Source organism: Chryseobacterium sp. IT-36CA2 (assembly GCF_949767875.1).
Classification (GTDB): domain Bacteria; phylum Bacteroidota; class Bacteroidia; order Flavobacteriales; family Weeksellaceae; genus Chryseobacterium.
The window spans coordinates 1,278,284-1,298,816 of the sequence record NZ_CATKPG010000011.1 but is presented as its reverse complement, the minus strand read 5'-3'; the positions used below and the strand labels follow the sequence as shown (position 1 = coordinate 1,298,816).

Below are 20,533 nucleotides of genomic sequence, written 5' to 3'. Positions count from 1 at the left end.
AAAATAAAACAGACATCCTTGAGAATGCCTGTTTAGATTTGTAAAATTTAAAATTAAGGTTCTATTTTAGTAGTTATCCCCTGGTTCCAGTACTTGGCTTCCGGCATGTAGTACAGATACACATTGCTTGATTTTCCGGTATAAGTCCCTGCAAATTCTACTTTGAGATCAAGGTTAATGGTTTTTGTTTCCTCAGCATCAAAATGTTCCCAATACAGAACCAAATAGTTGTCGAAAATCTCATAATAAGAGATCTGCTTTTTATCAATCAGATCTTTTAATAAGGCATTCTGAAGGGTCAGCCCTGCTGGAATACCTATTTTCGCTATCGTCATCGGCAGCTGACCATTTATTTTGTTTTTAATGGTAACAGTCATTCTGTTGGTCTCCCCTACTTTTGATATCCCGGATTTCAATTTTGTTTCCATGGTAAGAGGAATATTTTTGCTTTCCGGAGCCTGTAGGGTATAATACTGGTATCCCAGTTTATAAGGCAGTCCTTTTTGCGACGGATAATGAATACTGATATCATTACCTCCAGCTTTAAATGCTGACGAAAAGCTTATCATAGGTGAAATTTGTGTCTGATTAATCTTGATAACAGGCTTTTCAGTTCCATATATTTTTTCATTTTTAGAGAAAAACTCAGACAGCGCCTGTATTGCCAGTGTAGTTGCCTGGGTAGAACCGAACCCAAAATATCCATCGAAACTAATCAGCATATCTACTGCTTCTGCAATTTTCAACTGGTTTAATTTTTCATCTTTCTGAAGTGCCATAATATACAATGAAAGGGTTTCTGCCTCTGCTGACATTCCCCATGAACCTGTAAAAGTGATTTCAGATTTTATATTCTTCGTTTCATACTGCTTGTCAAGAATTTTCATCAGATCGTCATATTCCTGTTGTTTTCCAAGATCAGCCGCCGCATTGGCAAGTAAAGCCAGCTGATAGGTATCTTTTGTAGACAAAGCTCTTTTCAGGGTGACCTGAAAGGTATCTTCAATTTCATTTTTGAAGCCCAGTTTGGATAAAGCATAAACAACATACATATTTCTCGACCAGGAATATTCGGAATACGTTTTTTTGGATTCATAAGGTCTTCTGACTTCAAATAATCCATTTCCGCTTTTTCTGGATAAAATAAATGAAGAAAGTCCCTGAATAATTTTAGCATCCGGATTTACGTATTTCTTTAATTCTGTAAATTCCAGTAATGCAAATGTAGAAAGTGCTACATCTGATTCTTCAGAACTGAAATATCCGATCCCTCCATCTTTATTTTTATAGCTCAGCATTTTCTGGAAACCTTTTTTCAGGTTTTTAATCACCAGATTTTCTGTTGCTGTATTTATTTTTTTAGTTGATTTTAAATAATCAAGGATAAAAATATTAGGATATACTGTTGAGGAAAGCTGTTCAAAGCATCCGTAAGGTTCTCTTTTCAGCTGTTCCAAATCTTCAAATAGCTTCAGTGCAGTATTTTCAAATACATAATAGGATGAATACAGAGTTCCGTTGATGTATTCCGGGATATTGATTTTAATATCTTCTGTTTTATTATTAATAATGGAAAACTGATGTGGAAAACCTTTTTCTTCTACTTTAAATGGAAGAATCATCGTTTCTCTAAAATCTCCGGATCTCACTGAAAACTGAATGTCAGAATTCACAATCTCATCAGTCTGTATTTTGACAAATAATCTTCCCGATTCCAGTGGTTTTAGAGTAATAATACTATCAGAACTGACTAGTTTTACATGGTTAGGAACAATCACATCCATGGTCATTTTACGGGTTTCAGAAGAATTATTTTTTATCACCACAGGAATCATCATCTGATCTGTTCTCGTCAGGTATTGCGGAATTTTTGCATCCAGTGAAATAAGGCTCTGCGCAGCATATGTGGTTTCATCTCTTCCTAAAAGTCCTGTTGCAGATATACCTTCTGTCATTACTCTGAACGTAGAATTGGCATCTGAATTATAAAATGTCACTGCCGCCTTACCGTTTTTATCCGTTTCTACCACCGGATTCCAGTAAAGTGCCTCTCTGTAATCGAAACGATACGAAGTGTTAGTAGTTTCATATTCCGGGTAGGCAAATTCTCTTGCAGCAGCATATGACACCAGTCTTCCGGATGGTAAACTTTCTACAGCAATATAAGATTTCGGAGTGATATCCCACTTAATTTGTGAACTTCCATTTTTGTATGAGTTAATAATCACCACTCCATTTAAGGCTCTGCTTCCATAAAGTGCAGTAGCAGCTGCGTCTTTCAGAATGGTAATGCTGTTGATATCATTGGGATTTATAGTAGTATTGAAATTTTCTACAGGAGCTCCATCCACAATAAATAATGGATTCTTATTGGCAATAGAAGCAGCTCCTCTTATTCTGATTTGTGCACTTGCACCAGCCTGCCCAACTGGAGTTACTATTACGCCGGCAGCTTTTCCGTTTAATAATGAAGGTATATTGGGATTCTGAATTTCTAAAGAAGATGCTATGGTATTGGATGCCAATATACTTTTATTCCTGGTTATTGAACTATATCCTAATACTACGACCTCTTCAATACTTTTATTTTTACTGATTGTATCAGTTTTTGATCTTCCCGGACGATTTACCTGACTGGTGTTGTTTCTGTTTTCGGTTTTTGTTTCTTCCTTTTTTTCAGCTTCCTTTATAATTTCTTCAACATCTATATTGGATAGTTTTTGTTTTTCTAAAGGATTAATATCCAGATTATAAGATAAAATTCTGATTTTCAGTTTTTGTTTTGGCTGATAAGATTTTGCAATAATTTTGTATGAATTTCCTGCATTTAAATCTGAAAAATAAAACTTTCCGTTTTCTGCAACAGCCTGTTTAAGCATTTTTTTATCGTTTGTGCTTACAAGGAAAACATCAGCTTTCACTGTTTTCTTGTTTTCATCTTCCACTACTCCATAAATTGTATTTTTCTTTTCGGGAAGGTATTTGTATTTGTTGGTCTTCAGTACTTCGGGGATCAATTCGAAATATCTGTAACCATTCGTCAGCATAACAAGATCAAGGCTTTTATCGGCTTTTTCTTCTTTCTTATCGAAGTAAAACTGAGGTTTTTCAATTTTCCCTTTCAGTTCAGAGTCCATCAGAAGCCATGAGATGAGATGATTCTGCTTATCGTCTGCATATGTCCAAAGCTTATCATCTACCACGCTCATTCCGAGATTGGCAGGAATAGGTTTATTATTTTCATCGGTAGTTTCAATATTCAGAATAACTTTTTCTCTTGGCTGATAATGCTTTTTCACCGGGGTAACCTTTATATTGAGATGGTTCTTTTTATTGGTGAAAACAATACGTTCTGCAACTGGAATATTGTTCTCCAGAACAGTAAATCTGCAAATTCCTGTCGGGAAGTCTTTGACCTCAATTTCCAAAGAATTCATTCCTTTTTTTAACAGAATTTCTTTGCTATACATTTCCTTTCCACGGAAACTTCCTTTCAGGGTAATTCTTTTTTCCTCTGTTGAAATAATCGTGAAATTCAGTTTTGTGTTCTCATTTTGAACATTCAAAACCAATCCTTCATTTTTTGCTACCGGGAAGTTAAAAATCTGGGTTATATTTTCAGGTTTTAGAACTTTAGCATAATAAGTTTCTCCTTTTTCAGGGGTAAAACGAAAGCTTCCCATCCCGAAATTATAGGCCGAAATTTCTTTTATTTTTTCATGATTCTGATTGTAAACAGCTAAAACGGCATCTACAGGTTTTTCAAACTCGTCAAGGATTTTAAATGCGATATTTTGTTCTATTCCATTGATAAATGTTCCTCCTTCAGGTAAAAATTTCACATCCAGATTATTCAGAACAATTGGGATATTTCTGGAAATAGATTCTGTAAATCCGTCAAAATTCACTTTGATATTCAAAAGGGCATCAGAGGATTTCAAGACTTCAGGAAGCTTAAAGGTCAACAGTTTTTTGCCCTCTTTATCAGTAATCAGTTTTCCTTCTGAAATGGTAACTCCATCACACATTACCGTATAATCTGCTTCATAAAAAGGAATCGGAAGGCTGCTAAGACTTCTCATTGAAAAGTCGGCGGTTACCTCATCACCCGGACCATATCCTTTTTTGGGAAAATCCAGTTTCATGAGAATCCTTGGGGATACTATTTTCTGGAGGGTAATTTCTTTTTCGAAAATATTTTTCCCTTCTTCATTCTGCATCCAGTTGGTATAGGCTCTGATTTTATAAATCCCGCCTTTCATGTCTTCATCAAAATAGAAATAGCCTTGAGCATAGCCGTTGGTAATTTCATATTTTAATTTTTTCACAGTGCTTCCTGCCGGATCAATGATTTCAAAATTAACAACCCTGCTGGCATCTGTCGGAAGGTTGTTATTTCCTTTTACCACGTACATTTTAAAATACATTTCCTCACCAGGTTTATAAAAAACATGATTGGTCTGAATGTAAGTCTTCTCTTTTTCAAAATCCTGAAATGATTGTTGAGCTTTCAGAGAAATCGTTGACAATAATAAGCTCAGCAGGATGATATAGGGTGATATAAATTTGAAATTCATAGGTTAAAATCTAAGTGAAACAATGCATCCAAAAGTTTTAAAAGACGGAAGGTTGAAAAAATCCAGCCCTCTTCCATGGTCCATATCATAAAAATTCTGATTAGGACCCACTCCTTTATTGGCCTGCCAAAGCATTATATTATTGACGTAAAAGGTCAGTTTGAGATTCTGTTTTCCAAAATTAATCGGAAAATTGGAAGACATTGAGATATTATTTATTCTGATATAATCTGCCTTCTGAACATAATTTTCTGCCACACCCAGATATCCATATCTCGACCATCTGTTTTCCTGAACATTGCGATTGGGATTATAAAAATCGACAGGAATCTGATTGACCGTTCCATTCGCCTGTATACCTTCGAAAATATAATTTTTAATATTCCTTTCTTCGCCAGAGCTTTCAGAACGGCCGTAATAATCGAGAACGGCTTGTGTTCCGTTCCAAATCTGACCGCCTTTTTTCCATTCCCAATTGATATCTAAGGAAAGGTTTTTATACACAAAATTATGATTGAACTTCATGACAAAATCCGGTGTAGGATCTGCAATTATTTTCATTCCGTTTGCCTTTTTAGGGAATCCGAACTCATCAATAATCAATTGCCCGGCAGCATTCCTTTCAAAATAAGTTCCCATCACAGCACCTAAAACCTCTCCTTCCGACAATGTTTTGTAAATGTCTTTGAATCCTGATACTGCCAGATTCTGATATCCAGGAGTTATCCCGTCTACGATATCTTTATACTTGAAAAAGGAGATTTTATGGGTTGTATTTATATGATATCCAAGACGGAGGTGTTCATAGGTAAAATTGAATTCATACCCACTGTAAGTATGATCTGCAATGTTTTTTAGTTTTAACTGATTGTTTTCAAAAACGGGAAATATATCGTCTGCATTTTTTTTATTGAAATACTCTCCATCTATGCTTATGTTATAGCCAAGGTTGAATTTTGCCCCTATTTTCCATTCTTTAGTATTGATATTGGATAACCCTCTGAAACTTTCCACTTCCTGTAATGGGAAATATTGATTATAGTTTTCTGCGTTCAATAATGTTGTGGCATATGAGGCATATGACCTTGTAATATCCGGTTCGGAGCTTGATTGGGTATAACTTCCGAGCAGCTTAAAATCGTAATTACTCCAAAAGATATCTTTGAATTTTACATAGAAATTAGTTCTTGGCAGCCAGTAGCTGTTTTTAAGGGAGGTATTAGAGATGTAGAATGAATTTCCAAGGTTAAAACCTGCTTCAAAGTCACGATCCTGAATATCCATATTATAATTCAAAATATGATCCTGAGAAGTTCTCTTATAAAAAGTTTTCTGGTTAGGAAGACTATTATAAACATCAGATTTTCTATCATTTAAAATAAAATTCAGACTGAATGTATTTTTAAAATTATAATCCCCCAATGTATATGTTCCCAATACATTAGAGTGATACAAACCATTATTTTGAATCCTCTCATTAAAAGATCCGCTGCTGAAGCCATACGTAGAAGGTTTATACTGATCCCAGTTTCTGATATTGTTGTTTTCATAAGACTGGTTAAGGTTTAATCTAAAATCTCCCCAGGTTTTAACAAGATTAAGACTAAACTGTCTTTGCCGGTTTTGATATCGGTATTTGCTGTCCTGTTCAAAAAGAAATGAAGGATTGTCTGCATATTGGCTGTAGCTTCTCTGCAGACCATTATTTAGGAAAGCTTTCTGTTCATTTGAAAAAGAAATGGGGGTAAGCAATGAATTCTGATAGGCTCTGTTGAATAGTCCTATTCTATTGGTATTTGTAGCTTTATCTTCTTCGTAATTAAAAGTAAGATTGATAAAATATCCGCTAAAATTTGTATTCAGCTTTGTTTTAAAGGTATTGGCAATATCAAACTGATCGATGAAATACATCTGATTCTTTTGCTGTCCTATATTGAAAGAAAGACGAATTTTCTCATCATAACCTTCTTTTATAAAAGCACTTACATTCAACTGATTATTGTAACCAACTGTAGTTTTAAAAAGGTTGTTATTATATTTTTGTGCATGCTGAAGTCCGTCAACCCAGGAGATTAATCTTCCGTTACTATCATATTCATAAGGTAATCCATTAAATCCCAACGTAGAAATATCGGGTCCAAAACTGAACATTTCATTGGTTTCAGGACTTTTCCAGATAAGGTTTCCATTTTCTGATCTTCCCTGTACATACTTATTTTGAGTCCCCGGAATGGCATTTCTGCTTTTAATATCAAGAGAAGTGGTAAAGTTTCCATTCAACACGAATGTTCTCTGACTGAGGCTTTTTAAAACATAAAGACTATCATTTTTTTGTTTTAATTTTCTTATTTCACTAAAATAAAGATAGGACTTTTTACTTAAATGTGTTTTTGTCTTTTCAATACTAAACTCATCTTTAGTTTCTTTTGAAACCAGACTGTCATAAGCTTTGCTGTAAATATTCTCTACATTTTTCTTTCCTGTCTGATTTTCCAGAATTGATTTTAATTCTCTCACTTCGTAGGCAGCAATAACATGTACATTTTTACCTTGATTCCATACAAGTGTATCATACGGTTTGGCGGCAATAATGGCAAATCCTTTATCATCAGTAAGTTCATAGACTCCACTGTTTTTATTATGAACCTTTAAAAAATTTTGTGCCTTATTTTTAGATGTTAAAAATTTTCCGAAATAATATAGTTGTGAGTTTTGTGCCTGTAAAATGGTAATGGTAAATGGCAATAACAGCAAATAATTCTTTTTCATCAGTTATTAGTATGCTTAAAAATAGGGAAAAAGAAATTTCCGGGGAAATTTCTTTTTCCCTAACAGTTAATTTTTAATGACCTTAAACGTTTCCCATTGGTCATTGGTCTTAACACGTACAAGATAAATTCCTTGAGGATAATAAGTTAAATCAATCGTGTTTTTACCTTCTGGCAATTTTTCTTTTCTCATAATAATTTTCCCTGCAAGATCATAAAGAAATAATTCATCAATTTCTTTTCTCGTCTTTATCTGTAGGAAGCCTTTTGTAGGATTTGGAAATATCACAGTTTTACTATCCGTCTGACTGTCAATTTCTGTCTGCATTTTTTTATTGATATTATCATTTGAAATTCCAGCGCTGCATTCTGGCAAAACGGCTCTTTGAAGGATTAATCTTAATAATAAATCATTCAGTTTTTCAACCTCATAAGAATCAATAGTAGGTTTTATATGGCTGTTTCCTATTCCACTGTCATCTGTAAGGAATGTATATGTGCCATTTGTAAGTAAAGCAAATGTCCGCATGAGGTATTCCGTTTGTTTATCTGTATCACTGGCAGCCAGTGGAATAATTGTGATACCTTTTTTTGCAGCAGCTTTTATTTTACTATAAAGTTCCTTTATATTCTGTTCTGAATGATGTGGCGGTGCGTCCAGAATTAAAAACATAATTTTGGTTGAATTTTCATTACTCCATTTCAACTCGTCAACAGAAACTTTCAGAGCTTCCACAACAGCTTCAGGTGTATCCCCACCACCTCCGGCACTCTGTTTTTTTATAAATCCAACGAGATCTTCTGCTTTGTCTGAAAAATCAAATTTCCGGGTTACATACTCATCCCCCTGGTCTCTGTAGAAAACAGAACCATACCTTACTGTAGTATTCTTAAGTTTTCCTTCTATCTTTTTTAACACATCCAAAAGCTCAGATTGAAGATAAGAAATTTCATCCCCCATAGAGCCTGTTGCATCCACCACAAAAGCAAGATCCAATGCACGTTTTTGCAGACAGGGCTTATCTACTATTATCAGGTTTTGCCCATTTTTAAATGTTCTGAGATTACTACTGATTACCTGCCCTGAACCGTCAGATAAATAATATTTTTCCGAGTCTGTGCTTTCATCTGCCATTGGTGATATCCATAATTCCACATTGCCCAGATTATCTGAAACCGCTTCCCAAATAACATTCTTCCTATCATCCAACAGTTTTACCTTTTCACCCACCACTGGTCTTTTATCTCGGTTTACCAATTGAACAGAAACCCTATTATCAGGAAAAAACTTCCAGGTATTTTTATACTGATCAAGGGTTGGAACTGCAATATCTGTCCAATACTCCCATTTAGAAAAATCATTTACTTCTCCGGCTGTCAGCTGACCTGCTTTAGGAAGTATTTTTTCCGGCTCTTCATCTTCTTTTGAGGATTCTTTTATACTATCTGAAGATATTTTTTTTAAGTTTTCTATTTCGGCTCTGGATAGTCCTTTTGTTGTGATCACAACCACTCCATTCGTTGCTTTACTTCCATATAAGGCCGTAGCTTCTGCATTTTTTATGACTTTTACTTCTTTAATCTTTTTGGGATCAAGTGTATTAAAAAATTCAGATTTCCTTCCTATTATAACTCCGTCAACTACATATAAAGGACCCATCGAACGACCGTCTATACTCTTTACTCCTCTAATCAGTATTTCACCAGATCGTTTAGTCCCAGTTGTTATTTCTAACCCAGCAACCCTTCCTGACAATGAAGATACTGCAGCCGGAGGACGTACAGAAGATTTATCTGTGGAAGCAATCATAACTGTTGAAGATGAAGCAACGGATTTATAACTCTTTTTAATCCCTAGTGCGGTAACTACAACTTCATCAATACTTTGTGTTTTTAAAGTATCATGATATATTGTGGGTAAAGATGCTGTTATTCTATCAGGAGCTTGTACTGGTGGCAAATTGCATGTAGGCGGAGATTTGTATACATTCATTCCTACAACCGGTGAAGGTTGATTCGATAAAGGAAGAGGTACAGATACAGGCAATTCTTCTTTTCTGATATTCTCTTTTATGGTATGGTCTATTTTTGCAATATCTGTTTTGCTAATCGGACCTCTTGACGTTGTGTTCTCTGCTATTACAGGTTTTAAAGGTTCTGCAGCTTCTTTTTTATTCATAAAATAAAAAGCTCCCAGACCTATCACCAGACTTGCAGCAATACCATATGGCAGCCAAAGAGGAATCATTCTCTTTTTATCTTCTTTTTTATCTAATTTCTCTTCAATTTTTTCCCATACTTTTTCAAAACCAGGAAAAACTGTTGGTTCTTCTGAAAGCTTAGAGGCTTCATTGAATTGTTGGTCTATATGATTATTTTCCATTGTTGTAAAAGTTTAAATATTTTGATTCACTAGAAGTTCCTGCAATTTCTTTCTTGCAAAATTGAGCTGGGATTTTGAAGTTCCTTCACTGATGGAAAGCATGGCAGCTATTTCCTTATGAGGATATCCTTCAATAGCGAAAAGATTAAAGATTGCCCTACAGCCTTCCGGGAGAAAATTCAGTAAACTCAAAATATCTTTTTCCAGGGAAAGACTTTCTGTAGCTCCTTCAGAATGATCAATAAAATTTTCTTCCAGGGAAATAAACAGTCCTTTATTGGTTCTTAATTTTTGCAGACATTCGTTTACCGTAATTTTTCTTGCCCATGCTTCAAAGGTTTCAGCATTCTGAAGCTGGTTAATTTTCGTAAAGATTTTGTAGAACGTATCGGCTAATACTTCTTCTATATCTTCATCGTTTTTCAAATAGCGTCTGCAGACTGAGTAGAGCCTGCCCGCCATTTTCTCGTAAACTTTCCGCTGGGCATTGCGGTCGCTACGCTGGCATTCCAATAATAATTCTTGTTCCATAGTCAGGAGTTATACTATTATAGATGCAGAAACTTTTGAAAGGGTTGGAAACATGATCAACTTTTTTAATAAAATGGAGAAAAAATAATTTTAAAAGTCAGTTTTTAGCATTTTTTTTAATTTCAAATTTAACTTTTCCTTGTGTAACAAATCTCTATTATCAACGACTATTAATATAAATAATCTTTTTATAGTAATGAAAAATGCCAAAATTGCATCATTACTTTTTGTTTTGTCTGCAGGAAGTATGATGTTTGCCCAAGATGACTTAATCAACAAGTTAAAAAACAACCACTCACAAAATGCTAATTTTCAGTTCACAACGTTAAAAGACGTTGGCGCAACTTCTGTAAAGAATCAAGGTTCATCAGGAACTTGCTGGAGCTATTCCGGAAACTCTTTCCTTGAATCTGAAATGCAGAGAATGGGAAAAAAACCTGTGGATCTTGCCGAAATCTTTACAGCAAGAAACTCTTATCATGATAAAGCAAAATTATACGTTTTGAATAATGGTGCTATCAGCTGGGGTGACGGAGGAGAACTTCACGACGTAATCAATATGTACAAAAAGTACGGAGCGGTTCCTCAGGATGTTTATACAGGATTAAAGTCCGGTCAAACTACAAATAACTTCAAGGAAATGCAGGGGAAACTAAAGCCGGTTCTTGACAGTCTTGTTCAGGCTTCTTCAAAAGGAAAACTGACAGACAACTGGATGGACTCTGTAGATGCTATTCTTGATGAATATTTAGGAAAAGTACCTTCCAACTTCACATATGAAGGGAAAAACTATACTCCGAAAACATTTGCTAAAGAAGTGGTAGGAATCAATCCTGAAGATTACGTAGAATTATCTTCTTATAAAGATTATGCTTATTATGAGAAATTTGTAGTTCCGATTCCTGATAACTGGAGCCATGATTCTGACTGGAATGTTCCTATGAAAGATCTTACAGCAATTATTGATAATGCAGTAAACAAAGGATATTCTGTAGGTTGGGCAACTGACGTTTCTGAGCCTTATTTTTCTTATAAAAACGGGGTAGCTTACGTACCGGATATGGATCTTGATCAAATTACTGCGGAAAACAAGCAGACTTTGTTTACAGAGCCTAAAAAAGATAAAACCATTACTGAAGACATTCGTCAGAAAGCGTTGAACAACCTTTCTACTACAGATGATCATGGTATGCATATCGTAGGTTTGGCGAAAGATCAAACGGGTAAAGAATATTATATGGTGAAAAACTCATGGGGAGTAACCAATGACTTTGCCGGATATTTGTATGTAACAAGACCTTATGTTGAATACAAATCAACAGCAATCCTTGTTCACAAAAATGCAATTCCAAAAAACATCTTAAAACAATTGAAACCAACTAAAAATATTGGTTTATAAGATAAAGAAATCATTTCTGCCACTTTAAAAGGCAGTTTTAGATATTTAAATCTGTTAAAACCCGCTCCTGGAAATTCCGGAAGCGGGTTTGTTTTTAGAGTATGTTATTTGAAAAAATATATTTCCCATTTTAGTGCAAAGTATTGTTTAATTTCTAAAAAATATTATATTTGTTTTAACCAACAACGTATTACATATGAAAAATCTAAGAAAATTATTAAAATCAGATTTAAAGACAATTATCGGGGGAAATGCTCCAGAATGTCCTGAAGGAAGTACAGCTTGCTATATTCCCGGCAGTAATGGAATTCCACCTCGCTGGAAATGTGTTCAGGATTCTATAGGATGTCCATAAACATACAAAATCGGCTTTCAGGAAATCCTGAAAGCCGATTCTTTAATAAATAGGTGAAAATTAAATATAAAATAAAGTGAATTATGCTGATTTAATATCTGGTTTTTATCGTCAATTTTACCTCGCAGTGATTAAATTATGCTGTAAAAAATTAACAGCGAAGCGAATTCATGATTCAATTTGATATTAAAATAAAACGCCCATACTTTCTGCTGAAAAGTCCAGAAGAGCTTCTGTATTTCCATCTTTGATCTTCTGTACCCACTGGTGATCCTGTAAGATGGCTCTTCCTACTGCAACAAGATCAAACTCTTCATTATCAAGTCTTCTGATCAGTTCCGTAAGATCTGTTTTTTCTGTTCCCTGCCCTGCAAAAGCATTAAGGAAATCTCCGTTCAAACCAACAGAACCTACTGTAATGGTTGGCTGTCCGGTAATTTTTTTAGCCCATCCTGCAAAATTTAAATCAGAACCTTCAAATTCCGGCTCCCAGAAACGGCGCTGTGAACAGTGGAAAATATCTACTCCGGCTTCTTTTAATGGTAATAACCATTCTTCCATTTCATTAGGAGTAAATGCCAATCTGGTTTTATAATCCTGCTGTTTCCATTGTGAAAGACGGATAATAATGGTAAAGTCCTCTCCTACTGCTGCTCTGATTGCTTTTACTACTTCTACAGCAAATCTGCTTCTTTCTTTTAATGTTTTACCACCGTATTCGTCAGTTCTTGTATTGGTTACTTCCCAGAAAAACTGGTCGATAAGATATCCATGAGCTCCATGAATTTCAATACAGTCGAAACCAAGATCTTTGGCAGATTTTGCAGATGCTGCAAACTGAGCAATCGTATCCTGAATATCTTCAACTGTCATTGTGGAAGCTTTTTCCATTTGAACCAAAGGATATTCTTCTGACATTCTTGTATCTCCTACATGCCAGATCTGCGGCCCCATTTTACCTCCGTTTTGATGTACGGTGTCAATAACATTTTTCCAGCCGTTTAAAGCTTCAGTTCCATAGAAATCTGGAATATTCTGCATATTTTTTGATCCCGGTCTGTTGATCACAGTTCCTTCAGAAAGAATTAATCCTACTTCTGAAGCGGCTCTTCTTCCATAATAATCTGCAATATTCTGAGTTGGAACTCCATTATCAGATTGTGCTCTGGTCATTGGAGCCATTACAATTCTATTTTTAAGCTGTAAATTTTTGTATTGAAACGGTTTAAATAATGATGATGTGCTCATATTTAAATTTATATTTTATAATTGTTACACAAAGTAACTAATAATAGTTCACTTTTGTATCTTTTATTAAAAAAATAGTGGTAACTTCGCAGTAACTTACATTAGTAACATCAAAGTAACGTATGAAACTTAGGTTCCGTACTATTATTTAAAATAAATTTCTCCTTATGAAAAAGAATGAATTGATGCAATATAGCTGTCCTCTGGGCAAGGCAATGGCCGCTTTAGGAAGCAAATGGAAGCCTATTATTGTTCTTGTTATTAAAGACAGGAAATTACGTTTCGGGGAACTGGCAGTACGCATTAATGTCATTTCCAGAAAGGTATTGACTGACCAGCTGAGGGAGATGGAGGCTGATGGACTGGTGATTCGTGAAGAGTTTAAAGAACTTCCTCCCCGAGTGGAATATTCTCTTACAGAAAAAGGATTGGCTTTGTTACCAATTTTATATTTACTGGAAGAATGGGAAGCCAAATATCAGGTAAAAGGACAGCATGAAGATAAAAACTGTTCTTTTTTGAATGAGGATGTAAAAAATATAAAGGCTGTCAATGTTTGATAGCCTTTCATTTTGGATTGCACTTTCAAAAAGGTAAGTATAGAACGAAAAGGTAAGTATATAGGTTCAAAAGCATTTCTGATGCAAATTTGCAGAAAAATATTCATTATGAATTACAAAGACATTGCAAAGGAAACGATTGGGAATCTGTATAGAGCCCACAACAGCATTAGAAAATCCGGTATTGATGAAAAACTGATCGCTTTGGTGGAGCTGCGTGTTTCTCAAATCAATGGTTGTGCCTATTGCTGCAGTTATCACGCTAAAGAATTATCCGATTTTGGCTTTGAACAGGATACCATTAATAGGCTCCCAGGCTGGAAACACACGAATGCCTTCAATGATCAGCAAAAGCTGGCTTTAAGCTGGGCTGAAGTAATAACAAGCGGAAATGATCAATGGAATAAAATAAAAGAACAACTTAAGCTTTATTTTAATGAGCAGGAAATCGTAGAACTTACGGCAAGTATTACTTTAATGAATACTTTGAATAAGCTGAGAATTACTTTAGCTGAAGAGGATTAAAAAGATCGGGCTTTCAGAAATCTGAAAGCCCGATCTTTTTTATTGTAATCCCAATTAGAATATCGCCGGATATTTCTGAGGATTTGTTTCATTAAACATTGCGTAGATTTTTTCTACCATATCGTCTGTAGACGGCTTGCTGAAATAGTCACCATCACTTGCGTAAGCAGGTCTGTGATCATTTGCAGAGATCGTCAACGGATCTGAGTCCAGATATCTGAATGCTTTCTGCTTTTCAAGAATCTGCTGTAAGATAAATCCTGTAGTTCCACCTTCCACATCTTCGTCAATCACTACTAATCTGTTTGTTTTCTTAACGCTTTCAGCAATTTCATGAGATAAATCGAAAGGAATTAATGATTGAATATCAATTACTTCAGCAGAAATTCCTAATTTTTCCAATTCGTTAGCTGCTTCCGTTACAATTCTCCATGTAGAACCGTACGTTACCAAAGTAACATCTTTTCCTTCTTTGGTTACTTCAATTTTTCCTACAGGAACAGTGAATTCACCTAAGTTATCTGGTTGTTTCTCTTTTAATCTGTATCCGTTCAGACATTCAACAATGATCGCAGGTTCGTCTGTCTGAAGCATTGTATTGTAGAATCCTGCAGCTTTCGTAAGGTTTCTAGGAACCAATACTAAAATACCTTTTGAAAGGTTCAGAATACCAGCCATTGGAGAACCTGAGTGCCAGATTCCTTCTAATCTGTGACCTCTTGTTCTGATGATCAATGGAGCTTTTTGGCCTCCTTTGGTTCTGTAATGTACTGTTGCCAGATCATCACTCATTCCCTGTAAACAGTAAAGAACATAGTCTAAATATTGGATTTCAGCGATGGGTCTCAAACCTCTCATTGCCATACCAATTCCCTGTCCAAGGATCGTTGCTTCACGAATTCCTGTATCTGCGATACGTAAAGCACCATATTTTTCCTGCATTCCTTCCAATCCCTGGTTTACATCACCGATATTTCCGGTATCTTCTCCAAAGATTAGGGTTTCAGGATATTTTTCAAAAATTTTATCAAAATTATTTCTGATCACTACTCTTCCGTCTACATCTTCAGAACTGTCAGAATATACAGGTTTGATTTCCTCGATGTTTTCAGCTTTCCACTCAGATTGAGAGTATAAGTGAGAAGAATAGTTGTCTTTTTCAACAGCAGCTACTTCATTGTATTTTTGCATCAATTGAGTTCTTTCTGTAGAGTTTGTCCCTCTTGTTGCCAATAAAGCTTTTCTTACCAAATGGAAGATATCTTTTTTAGCTTTTGAAACCAATTTGTTAAATTGAGCAATATACGTTTCAACTTCGGCATTCTGACCTTTAAGATTTTCTACTAAAGGTAAAATAGACTGAATAAGTTCTGAAATAGCTTTTTGATAGTTTTCCCAAGCAGTTTTTTGTCCTGCTTTTGCTATCTTTTTCGCTTCATCATCAATTGCTTCCAACTCTTCAGTAGTTGCAATGACTTCTTCTTTTCCTTCAATTTCAATAGAATAGTTCAGAATCCATTCTTTGAATTTTGCAAGACCGTCATACTCAGCTTCCCAAGCCAGACGCTCTTCGTTTTTATATCTTTCATGAGATCCTGATGTAGAGTGCCCTTGAGGCTGAGTAACATCAATCACATGCACTACTACCGGTACACTTTCTGTTCTTGCGAAATGTTCTGCCTTAGCATAGGCATCTAATAATGCAGGATAATCCCAAGCTTTTACCTGAATAATCTCGCACCCCTGGTTTTCTCCTTCTTTTCTTTGGAAACCGCTCAACATTTCGCTGATGTCTCCTTTTGCTCTTTGATTTTTAGTAGGAACCGAAATTCCATATCCGTCATCCCAGATAGAAACAATCATAGGAACCTGAAGAGCACAAGCTGCATTCAAAGTCTCCCAAAAGTGTCCTTCCGCTGTAGAAGCATCCCCAATGGTTCCGAAAGCAATTTCGTTACCTTCTCTTGAGAATTTTTCTGATCCATCAAATTTTACACTTTTATAGATTGTAGAAGCCTGAGCCAATCCTAATAATCTTGGCATTTGCCCGGCTGTAGGAGAAATATCCGAAGAAATATTTTTCTGAGCTGTCAAATCTTTCCAGCTTCCGTCTTCATTTAAACTTCTTGTTGCGAAATGCCCGTTCATTTGTCTTCCCGCTGAAGCAGGCTCTCTTTCCACGCTTGTATCTGCATACATTTGTGCAAAGAAACTTTCTACTGTAAGAGCATCTATTGCCAATGCAAAAGTCTGATCCCTGTAATATCCTGAACGGAAGTCTCCATTTCTGAAAACTTTCGCCATTGCAAGCTGAGGAAGTTCTTTTCCATCCCCAAAAATTCCGAATTTAGCTTTTCCCGTGAGTACTTCTCTCCTTCCGAGATAAGACATTTCACGAGAGATCCTTCCTAACCTGTAGTCTTCAAGTATTTGATTTTTAAAATCTTGAAAGGATATTTGCTGTGTTTCAATATAGGTTGTTTGCATAGCTAAGTAAAAAAGTTTTTTAATCTTCAAGTATTTTGCTAATATACACTTTTTAAATTAATTTTAATTTTTAATAATCTTTTTTAAAAATTTGATAATAAAAAAAATTGTGCTTTATTTTGATAAAAATTGTAAATGATGGAAAAAAAGTCACCTCACATTTTGAACGCTTCGAGCAATCTTTTAGGATTTTCCCTTATTATTATTACGTCATTAAAAATCTCTAAGATCAGTCAGAGTACGTATTTGGATGAGTTTGCTGGTTTTGCCTGTATTCTTTTTGCCTGCAGCTGCTTCTTTTCTTTTCTGGCGATCAGAACCAAAACTGAAAAGAGGGAAACTACCTTTGAGAGTATTGCGGATTATTTATTTTTAATTGCTTTATTTTGTATAGTTCTAGCTGTTATTATTGTAACCCTGAAAATTATTTAACTTAAAATTTTCGCTCAATTACATAATCCAGCATAATATGTAACGATTTTCTTGCTTCAGAATCCGGAAATTCATTCAGAATATTTTTCGCTTTCTGCTGGAAATCTTTCATGACTGTAATAGCATATTCCAACCCACCGGAGTTTTTGACAAATTCAATAAGCTCTTTTACGCGTTTAGGATTGTTATTATATCGTTTTATGGTATCAAAATAATATTTTCTGTCTTTTTCATCGGCTATCTTTAAGGTATGAATTAAAGGCAGGGTCATTTTCTGTTCTTTAATGTCAATTCCTACGGGTTTACCGATAACGTTTGAACTTAAGTAATCAAAAAGGTCGTCTTTGATCTGGAATGCCATTCCTGTAAAGGTTCCGAAATCCATCATCTTCTTGGCAAGAGCTTCGTCTGCATTATTAGAGAGAACTCCTATCTCACAGCAGGCAGCGATCAAAGTAGCTGTTTTCTGACGGATAATTTCATAATAAACATCTTCTGTGATATCCAGTTTTCTGGCTTTTTCGAGCTGAAGAAGTTCTCCTTCAGACATTTCACGGATGGTTCTGGAAATTACTCCAAGCAGGTCATAATCTTTATGGTCTGTAGAAAGTAAAACGGATTTTGACAAAAGATAATCTCCTACCAAAACCGCAATCTTATTCTTCCACAAAGCGTTGATCGAAAAGAAATTACGGCGTTTAAAACTTTCATCCACAACATCATCATGCACAAGAGTAGCGGTATGAATCAGTTCAATCATGGAAGCACCACGATACGTCTTTTCCGTCACCTCCCCTACCAGTTTGGCACAAAGAAACACAAACATAGGACGCATCTGCTTACCTTTTGTGGTAACAATAAAACGGGTTACTTTATCCAATAAAGCTACTTTACTCTGCATTGATTCATAAAACTTCTGTTCAAAAAGTTTCATTTCATCATTGATCGGTCGTTTAATCTCTTCTACTGTATTTGCCACAATCTGCGAATGCTGGGTGAATAATTATTAATTCTCACAAAGATAATTTTTTTCGCTCAATTTTAAGATAAAATTAATCCTGGAGTTGATCTTTCGGGATAAAATAAAAAGAGGGTTTTGTAGTTCCTAATGGAGATCTGAATTTTTCTCCGGAGATATAAATTCCCGTTTCATCTACACTTATTCCTTCAATCTGAGCTAATGAAAGAGCTGTTCCCAGATAATAATGTTTAGGTTTTTGTTTAAAAAATATTCCGGGTTCTGTTTCTGTAAAAATGTCTAAAAAGACTTCCGTTTTCTTGGTATACCCTACCAAATAAAGCTTTTTATCAAAATAAGAAGCATCTGTGACTACAAAACCTGTTTTATAAGTTTCTGTTTTGTCAGCCTTTTGCAGTTCTGAAATTTCAGGATCTACGATATAATGAGAGGTTGCTTTTGACGCCCATTCTTTGGTAAATATATGCAGCTTTCCATTCAAATAAATCATAGCTTCCGCATCGAAGTCGTTTTTTGTATTTTTAGAAATAAATTCAGTCTGCTCAGGATAATAAAAAAGAATTTTCGTCCCATCTAAAGCTCTTTCTGAACGTGGAATCTTAGTTACATTAGACATATCAAGACGTTCGAAAGGAACTTTGTAAATCATGAGATCCTTTCTTGTTCCGGCATTGTTTCCAAAGTCTCCGATATAAAAATTTTCTCCATCATTAGTCAAAGCTTCCCAATCTGTATTAATCAAATTGGTTTTCAGTGTTCTGATAATTTCTCCACTTTTTTTATCAATTTCAAAAAGTTCGGCCGGATTTCCGCTATCATTGAATGTATACAACTTTCCGTTTAAAATATTCAGTCCTGAAGTTTCCTCAATTTTATCATCCAGATAATTAACTCTGTATTTTTTTATTTTCAGAAAGTCAACCTGCTGGGAAAATGCAGATTGAACAACGGAAAGAGCAACAATCAGAAGGAATTTTTTCATAAGGCAAAAGTAGGGTTTTATTCTGAGGTAGTGGGTTTGAGAGTTTGAGAGTTTGAGGGTGAGAGCGTTTGAGAGCGAAAGTGTAGATTCCTACGGAATGGGCAAACTACGATTTGCCTATCCGTACACCTTGTCATTCCGAAGGAATCTAAACATTGTAAGGATTAGTGAAGTTGTAGGATTTGAGGGTTAAAGATAATTTTTTTTTGCAGATTGCTTTGCTCTTTTGCCTTTTTACTCTCAACCTTTGTTAATGATCTTCTTATAACAGAAAAACGAGCTAAAATAGCCCGCTTTTCCTTAGATTTCTATTGATTTTAAATCAAAAGTTAAGCAGATTTCTGCTGTTTCTGATTTTGCTGTTGTTCTTTTTTTCTAGCCTGTTTTGCAAAATACTCTTTCTGGTATTGTCTTACCGTTTTTCCGGTTCCGTCATGTCTCCATCCTGGCGAGTTGAAAATATAATTAATTCTGTCTGTGAATTTTAATCCCGGCTGCTTCAAATCTTTCCAGATTTTTCTCCATTCATAAAAGAGTACTGTATCTGGTCTGTTATCCGGCATTTTAGGATAAATTCCGTATTTAACAGGAATATTTGGATCTTCTTTCTGGAAGGTTCCGAATATCTTATCCCATATGATGAGACACATTCCCATGTTTTTATCGAGATATTTTACGTTACATGCATGATGAACACGATGATGAGAAGGAGTTACAAGAATATATTCTAAAAATCCCATACTCTTCACAGTCTGTGTATGCACCCACGTTCCATACACCTGCCCTATCGCGTATGCCACCATAATATGCCATGGATTGAATCCTAAAAATGCTAGCGGTGAAAAATACAAATATCGGTAAAGAGGTTGTAATACAGGGCTTCTGAAACCTGTTGTAAGGTTAAAATATTCTGAGCTGTGGTGTGTGATATGAACTGCCCAGAATGCTCTGGAACGATGGTCTACATAATGCAGTACGTAATAGGCGAAATCTGTGATGATAAAACAAGCCAGCAGATACCATATACTCAAATCCCATGAAAAAAGTCTGTGACTGTAAAAGAAAAACATAACGCCCATGGCAAATGCTTTCATGATAAGGTCAAGACCAAAATTCATCAATGCAAGATAAATATTTGTAAGAAGGTCTTTTCCACTATATAGCTTAGCTTCTGAAACGTGGCTGTAAATCATTTCGGCTAAAATAACAGTAGCATGCACCGGAATAGACCACGCATACACATTTTCCAGCCCATCCTCGCTCATTAGAAAATCCATCATCACAAAATAATTTGTGCAAAGGTAGGG

General features: G+C 35.3%; 14 protein-coding genes. 5 read left to right on the top strand and 9 right to left on the bottom strand.

The annotated features are described in order from the left end of the window. Positions 1–53: 53 nt before the first annotated feature. The 4 genes from ACM6F9_RS06625 to ACM6F9_RS06610 form a co-directional block, all read right to left on the bottom strand. The gene (locus tag ACM6F9_RS06625) at positions 54–4,577 is read right to left on the bottom strand and encodes a TonB-dependent receptor plug domain-containing protein (RefSeq protein ID WP_414844958.1); all 4,524 of its coding nucleotides are present in this window, start codon (positions 4,575–4,577) and stop codon (positions 54–56) included. A 3-nt stretch (positions 4,578–4,580) separates the two neighbouring features. Further along, positions 4,581–7,346, bottom strand: coding sequence for a hypothetical protein (locus ACM6F9_RS06620; protein ID WP_414844957.1), 2,766 nt, complete (start codon positions 7,344–7,346; stop codon positions 4,581–4,583). A 66-nt stretch (positions 7,347–7,412) separates the two neighbouring features. Next, positions 7,413–9,728, bottom strand: coding sequence for a T9SS type A sorting domain-containing protein (locus tag ACM6F9_RS06615; RefSeq protein ID WP_414844956.1), 2,316 nt, complete (start codon positions 9,726–9,728; stop codon positions 7,413–7,415). Between the two features lie 12 nt (positions 9,729–9,740). Beyond that, positions 9,741–10,259: an RNA polymerase sigma factor gene (locus ACM6F9_RS06610; protein ID WP_414844955.1), complete on the bottom strand. Its 519-nt coding sequence runs from the start codon at positions 10,257–10,259 to the stop codon at positions 9,741–9,743. Positions 10,260–10,455: 196 nt separating this feature from the next. Here ACM6F9_RS06610 and ACM6F9_RS06605 point away from each other — a divergent pair, with 196 nt between their 5' ends. Both ACM6F9_RS06605 and ACM6F9_RS06600 read left to right on the top strand, forming a co-directional pair. Continuing rightward, entirely contained in the window at positions 10,456–11,658 is a 1,203-nt protein-coding gene (locus ACM6F9_RS06605) for an aminopeptidase C (protein WP_414844954.1), read from the top strand. Positions 11,659–11,854: 196 nt separating this feature from the next. Continuing rightward, positions 11,855–12,013 (top strand): hypothetical protein, encoded by a 159-nt coding sequence (locus ACM6F9_RS06600; protein WP_414844953.1) that lies wholly within the window; start codon positions 11,855–11,857, stop codon positions 12,011–12,013. Between the two features lie 186 nt (positions 12,014–12,199). On the opposite strand, the gene ACM6F9_RS06595 is transcribed toward ACM6F9_RS06600, so the two are convergent. Continuing rightward, positions 12,200–13,261, bottom strand: coding sequence for an NADH:flavin oxidoreductase (locus ACM6F9_RS06595; protein WP_414844952.1), 1,062 nt, complete (start codon positions 13,259–13,261; stop codon positions 12,200–12,202). A gap of 167 nt (positions 13,262–13,428) precedes the next feature. Here ACM6F9_RS06595 and ACM6F9_RS06590 point away from each other — a divergent pair, with 167 nt between their 5' ends. Together ACM6F9_RS06590 and ACM6F9_RS06585 are read left to right on the top strand one after the other, a co-directional pair. Continuing rightward, positions 13,429–13,821 (top strand): winged helix-turn-helix transcriptional regulator, encoded by a 393-nt coding sequence (locus ACM6F9_RS06590; protein ID WP_414844951.1) that lies wholly within the window; start codon positions 13,429–13,431, stop codon positions 13,819–13,821. A 108-nt stretch (positions 13,822–13,929) separates the two neighbouring features. Then, positions 13,930–14,346 carry a carboxymuconolactone decarboxylase family protein gene (locus ACM6F9_RS06585; protein WP_414844950.1) on the top strand — a complete coding sequence of 139 codons (417 nt, stop codon included), beginning with the start codon at positions 13,930–13,932 and terminating at the stop codon, positions 14,344–14,346. Positions 14,347–14,400: 54 nt separating this feature from the next. On the opposite strand, the gene ACM6F9_RS06580 is transcribed toward ACM6F9_RS06585, so the two are convergent. Continuing rightward, complete coding sequence (locus ACM6F9_RS06580) at positions 14,401–16,833, bottom strand: thiamine pyrophosphate-dependent enzyme (RefSeq protein ID WP_414844949.1); 2,433 nt, start codon at positions 16,831–16,833, stop codon at positions 14,401–14,403. Positions 16,834–16,971: 138 nt separating this feature from the next. Between ACM6F9_RS06580 and ACM6F9_RS06575 the strand changes: the two genes are divergently transcribed. Further along, on the top strand, positions 16,972–17,265 hold the full coding sequence (locus ACM6F9_RS06575) for a hypothetical protein (RefSeq protein ID WP_414844948.1): 294 nt from the start codon (positions 16,972–16,974) through the stop codon (positions 17,263–17,265). A 1-nt stretch (position 17,266) separates the two neighbouring features. Here ACM6F9_RS06575 and ACM6F9_RS06570 read toward each other — a convergent pair whose 3' ends face one another. From ACM6F9_RS06570 to ACM6F9_RS06560, 3 genes are all read right to left on the bottom strand, one after another. After that, a complete protein-coding gene (locus ACM6F9_RS06570; protein ID WP_129039741.1) occupies positions 17,267–18,244 on the bottom strand; it encodes a polyprenyl synthetase family protein in 978 nt (325 codons plus the stop codon). Positions 18,245–18,317: 73 nt separating this feature from the next. Further along, complete coding sequence (locus ACM6F9_RS06565) at positions 18,318–19,226, bottom strand: hypothetical protein (RefSeq protein ID WP_414844947.1); 909 nt, start codon at positions 19,224–19,226, stop codon at positions 18,318–18,320. A gap of 329 nt (positions 19,227–19,555) precedes the next feature. Beyond that, positions 19,556–20,506 carry a sterol desaturase family protein gene (locus tag ACM6F9_RS06560; protein WP_414844946.1) on the bottom strand — a complete coding sequence of 317 codons (951 nt, stop codon included), beginning with the start codon at positions 20,504–20,506 and terminating at the stop codon, positions 19,556–19,558. Positions 20,507–20,533 lie beyond the last annotated feature (27 nt).

Excerpts from the sequence above, each read along its gene's own strand:
- ACM6F9_RS06625 (WP_414844958.1), bottom strand. The coding sequence starts at position 4,577 with ATGAATTTCAAATTTATATCACCCTATATCATCCTGCTGAGCTTATTA.
- ACM6F9_RS06620 (WP_414844957.1), bottom strand. The coding sequence starts at position 7,346 with ATGAAAAAGAATTATTTGCTGTTATTGCCATTTACCATTACCATTTTA.
- ACM6F9_RS06615 (WP_414844956.1), bottom strand. The coding sequence starts at position 9,728 with ATGGAAAATAATCATATAGACCAACAATTCAATGAAGCCTCTAAGCTT.
- ACM6F9_RS06610 (WP_414844955.1), bottom strand. The coding sequence starts at position 10,259 with ATGGAACAAGAATTATTATTGGAATGCCAGCGTAGCGACCGCAATGCC.
- ACM6F9_RS06605 (WP_414844954.1), top strand. The coding sequence starts at position 10,456 with ATGAAAAATGCCAAAATTGCATCATTACTTTTTGTTTTGTCTGCAGGA.
- ACM6F9_RS06600 (WP_414844953.1), top strand. The coding sequence starts at position 11,855 with ATGAAAAATCTAAGAAAATTATTAAAATCAGATTTAAAGACAATTATC.
- ACM6F9_RS06595 (WP_414844952.1), bottom strand. The coding sequence starts at position 13,261 with ATGAGCACATCATCATTATTTAAACCGTTTCAATACAAAAATTTACAG.
- ACM6F9_RS06590 (WP_414844951.1), top strand. The coding sequence starts at position 13,429 with ATGAAAAAGAATGAATTGATGCAATATAGCTGTCCTCTGGGCAAGGCA.
- ACM6F9_RS06585 (WP_414844950.1), top strand. The coding sequence starts at position 13,930 with ATGAATTACAAAGACATTGCAAAGGAAACGATTGGGAATCTGTATAGA.
- ACM6F9_RS06580 (WP_414844949.1), bottom strand. The coding sequence starts at position 16,833 with ATGCAAACAACCTATATTGAAACACAGCAAATATCCTTTCAAGATTTT.
- ACM6F9_RS06575 (WP_414844948.1), top strand. The coding sequence starts at position 16,972 with ATGGAAAAAAAGTCACCTCACATTTTGAACGCTTCGAGCAATCTTTTA.
- ACM6F9_RS06565 (WP_414844947.1), bottom strand. The coding sequence starts at position 19,226 with ATGAAAAAATTCCTTCTGATTGTTGCTCTTTCCGTTGTTCAATCTGCA.
- ACM6F9_RS06560 (WP_414844946.1), bottom strand. The coding sequence starts at position 20,506 with ATGATGGATTTTCTAATGAGCGAGGATGGGCTGGAAAATGTGTATGCG.